Source organism: Streptomyces sp., assembly GCF_031178505.1.
GTDB classification, from domain to species: Bacteria; Actinomycetota; Actinomycetes; order Streptomycetales; family Streptomycetaceae; genus Streptomyces; species Streptomyces gulbargensis.
Genome location: NZ_JAPSIW010000685.1, coordinates 1 through 3790 on the forward strand (window position 1 = coordinate 1; position 3790 = coordinate 3790).

Annotated in this window: 2 protein-coding genes and 1 pseudogene; all 3 read right to left on the bottom strand. The window is 74.1% G+C overall.

The window, feature by feature from the left end:
* Nucleotides 1-502, bottom strand: a pseudogene (locus RIF68_RS30445) (S9 family peptidase); the annotation flags it as partial.
* Complete coding sequence (locus RIF68_RS30450) at nt 499-2865, bottom strand: ATP-grasp domain-containing protein (protein WP_309054499.1); 2367 nt, start codon at nt 2863-2865, stop codon at nt 499-501. The pseudogene RIF68_RS30445 and the gene RIF68_RS30450, both read right to left, overlap by 4 nt.
* On the bottom strand, nt 2862-3790 hold a 929-nt coding region (locus RIF68_RS30455), incomplete at its 5' end, for an ATP-grasp domain-containing protein (protein ID WP_309054500.1). The genes RIF68_RS30455 and RIF68_RS30450, both read right to left, overlap by 4 nt.

The following is a 3790-nucleotide window of genomic DNA, read 5'->3' on the forward strand; positions in this document are numbered from 1 at the left end:
GCGCGCTGCCGTCGAGCGGGAGTGCCACCAGGTGCCGTACCGCCCGTAACGCGGCCTCGTCGGACACGGCCTCGCGCAGACACCAGACCTCGTCCCCGCGCACGGCGAAGTCGGCGTACCGCAGTTCCCCGGGCCACGCTCCGGCGGGGCTGAGCGGAACCGGGTCGGTTCCCGGCCGCCAGCGGTAGACCCGCTGGTCGGCGGCGTGGGTGAAGACGATGCCGTCCTCGGCGTCACGGGACAGCGGCAGCCAGGGCCGGCCGCCGTACTCGATCACCCGCGTACGGACGTCCCAGCCGGGCGGCAGTGCCTCGGCGACCCCGGCGGGGGTGTGCCGGACGAGCGCGGCCCGCCCGCCTTCGCCGGGCCGCACCTCGGTCCACCAGACCTCCGCGCCGACGAAGCCGACCCATTCGACGAGGGCCTCGCCCTCGGCCGCGTCCTCGGCGCCGATCGGTGACGGCCAGCTGCCGTACGGAGCCGTTCCGCGCGACCCGCTCATGCCCGCCCGCCATCCCCGGCCGCGACCGGCGCGGAGCCGTACGCGATGCGCGGGATGCCGGGAGCGGTGCTGTCGAGCCGGTACTCCTGGACGACGGGGTCCTCGCAGACCCAGAAGTGGCCGTCGAGGTCGGTCCAGTCGCACAGGCCCGCGAGCTGTGCGGCGTACGCGATGGCACGCGGCGGCTCCAGGAAGCAGCCGAGCATCCGGGCGCCGTCGAGTTCTCCGGCCCGGGTGAGGGCGGCGAGGGCGGGAAGCAGCCCGCCGAAGCGCATCAGCTTGACGTTGACTCCGCCGGCGGTCCTGACGGCCCGCTCGGCGCCCCCGAGGGAGTCGATGCCCTCGTCGAGGACGACGGTGGTGGTGGGCAGGGCTAGGCGGATCTCCTCGATGAGGAGCGGGTCGCGGGCGGGGTCCTCCAGCACGGCGGGGGCGAGTTCGCGCACCAGCGGACGCAGCCGCTCCCACTCGGCGCGTTCCCAGCCGCCGTTGACGTCCAGGATCAGGGGTCCGGCGGCGCCGACGAGCGAACGCAGCACGCTCTCGTCCTCCGGCCCGCCGAGCTTGATCTTCAGCGGCCGGCCGTCGGTGGGGATCTCCTCACCGATCGGGACCGTGTGCAGAAGCTCGACCCGGCCGGGGTCGGGCAGTCCCAGGAGCTGCCACAGGGGCACTTCGGCCAGCCGGGCGGCCCGGTCGAGGAACGCCATCTCCACGAGCATCCGGGCGGGTGCCCCGACACCGTCGGCGGCGGCCCGCGCGAGGCGGGCGGAGAGCCGGGCCACCTGACCGTCGCCGTGGTGCGCGGCGGCGTCGGCGGCGAGGGAGCGGGCGAGGCGCTCCGCCTCGGCCGCGATGACGGGTCCGTTCTGGCCGTAGCCGAGATCCGCCGCGATCTCCCCCTCGCCGAGGACCCGCTCGTCGGTGTCGAGCAGCCGAAGGCGCACGATGTCGACGGTCTCGATCGTCATGTGGGAGATCTGGAACGAGCTGGTGAGCGGCCGGGGTTCGAGCGTCACGGAGACGCCGACGGTGCCGGCGGTCCCCGTGGCGGCACCGGTGCCGGCGGGGTGCGTGACGGAGGTGGAGCCGGCCGGCTCCGTCACCCAGCGCAGGGAACCGGCGAGTTCCGCGGCCAGGGCCCGGGCGGCCTCGGGTGTGTCGGCGCCCACCACGACGACGCCCACCCGGTCCTCGCCGCTGCGGTAGGGGTGGATCAGGTCCCCCGGGGAGACCAGCAGGTCGGTGTGGAGCACCGCCGGGTGGCCGCGCAGTTCCTCCCACCCCTCCACGGAGACCAGCCGCCCGGGCGGCGGTGCGAAGTACCGGGAGGCCGCGGCACGGACCGGGCCCTCGGGGACCTCGACGGGACGGCCGAGCATGTCGTCGTACACGGTCCCGTACAGCTCCAGGCCCGGACGGGTGTGCGTGAGCATCCGGTGGATCCAGCCGCCGCCGATCCGGGAGTGCACCTCGCCGAGGACGATGCCGTCCCCGGTGCGCCACAACTCCACGTGGAAGAGGCCGAAGCGGAGGCCCAGGGCGGTCAGCGCGGCGCCCACCTGCTCCTCGATCTCCTCGCGGGCCTCGTCCGGCAGGGGCGCCGGCAGGACGTGTCCGATCTCGACGAAGTGCGGGGGCGCCAGCTTCTCCTTCGCCGTGACGGCGAGGACCACGGGCCGGCCGCCGACGAGGACGCCTTCGGCGCTGAACTCCTCGCCCGCGACGAACTCCTCGACGAGAAAGGGCTGACGGGGCTCGGGGAGTTCCGCGATCGCGGTGCGGAAGCCGTCCGGGCTCGTCACCTTGCGGACGCCCTCGCTGTCCGAGCCGTCGCGCGGCTTGACCACCCAGGGACCCGGGCCGGTGCGGAGGGCGAAGGCCCGGGCCTCCGCCTCGTCGGCGCAGACCGCGACGGCGGGCTGCCGGAATCCGGCGGCGGTGAGGGCCGCCCGGCAGGCGTCCTTGGTACGGACCCGGCGGACGGCCTCGGGCGGGTTGCCGGGGAGGCCGAGGGCCAGGGCGGTCTCCGCCACGGCCTGCTGGGCCATCTCCCGGACACCGAAGACGAGATCGACACGGTGGTTCCCGGCCAGGTCCCTTGCCCACTCGGCGGTGCCGGCCGGGTCCTCGAAGTCGACGGCGGACACCTGGTCGGCGTTCGCCCCGACCTCACGGGTGGCTTCCAGCGTGTCGGCCTGATTGGTCACGTGCGTACGCATGCCGCGTGCGCGGGCCTGGGCCAGCGCCTCGACCGCGACGTCGACGCTGAGCGTCATCGCGCCGCCGCCGCCGATCAGCAGCAGACGCGGCGCGTCCGCGGATTCGGGGGCGGCCTCGGGCGCCGGGTTCGGGGAGGTCACCTGCCGGCCTCCGCACCCTCGGCGAGGCGGTACACCCGGTCCTTGAGCTGCTGGATGCGCGCGTAGTCCTCCCGCAGCTGCTCCGCCGACTCGTGGACCGTGTAGGCGACGAGCGTCGAGGTGTACAGGTCCACGGTGGGGCGGATGGGGCCGCCCGGCCGGAGCTTGGCGCGCAGGAAGTGGACCGACTCCAGGGCCTCGATCTCCTCGAACACGTCCTGGTCGATGCTGTCGACGATCCCGTCGAGCTCGGTGGCGGTGTCGATCACCGCGGCCTCACGCAGCTTGCGGTACGTGCGGCCGCCGTACTCCGCGAGGAACTCGGCGGGGCGTGCGTAGGCGAGAGCCGTCATGTCGGCCTGGTTGACCCCGTGGCACAGGTCGTTGAACGCGGGGAGCACCCCGCCGCTGAGCCGGGCGCCGATCTCGACGAGCGCGGGGCCCTCCTCGGTCATGATGACCTCGGCGTGCACCGGGCCGTGGTCGATGCCGAGCGCCGAGAGGACCTCGCTCGTGTAGGCGACCAGTTCGGGGACCGGGCCCGACTCGGGAGAGCAGAGCGTTTCCTGGTCGTAGATGCGGTGCGTGCCGCGCAGGCGCTTGTGGTACTGCCAGACGCCGGTGCAGTAGCGCCGGCCGTCGTAGGACACGGTGTCGACCATGTACTCCTCCCCCCGGAGGAAGGACTGGACCAGCACCTCGTCATTGGTCTCGAAGAAGATGTTCCGTGTGCCCAGGACGGCTTCCGCGGCCTTGCGGACCTCCTCGGGGCCCTGACAGACGGCCACACCCTCGGTTGCGGCGGAGGACAGCGGCTTGACGACCACGGGGTACTCGCCCCGGCGCTCCGCCCAGTCCACCAGTGCCTGCGGGTCGCCGCTCCTGAACTGCTCGGCGCAGCGCAGGCCGGCGCGGCGCAGCGCCT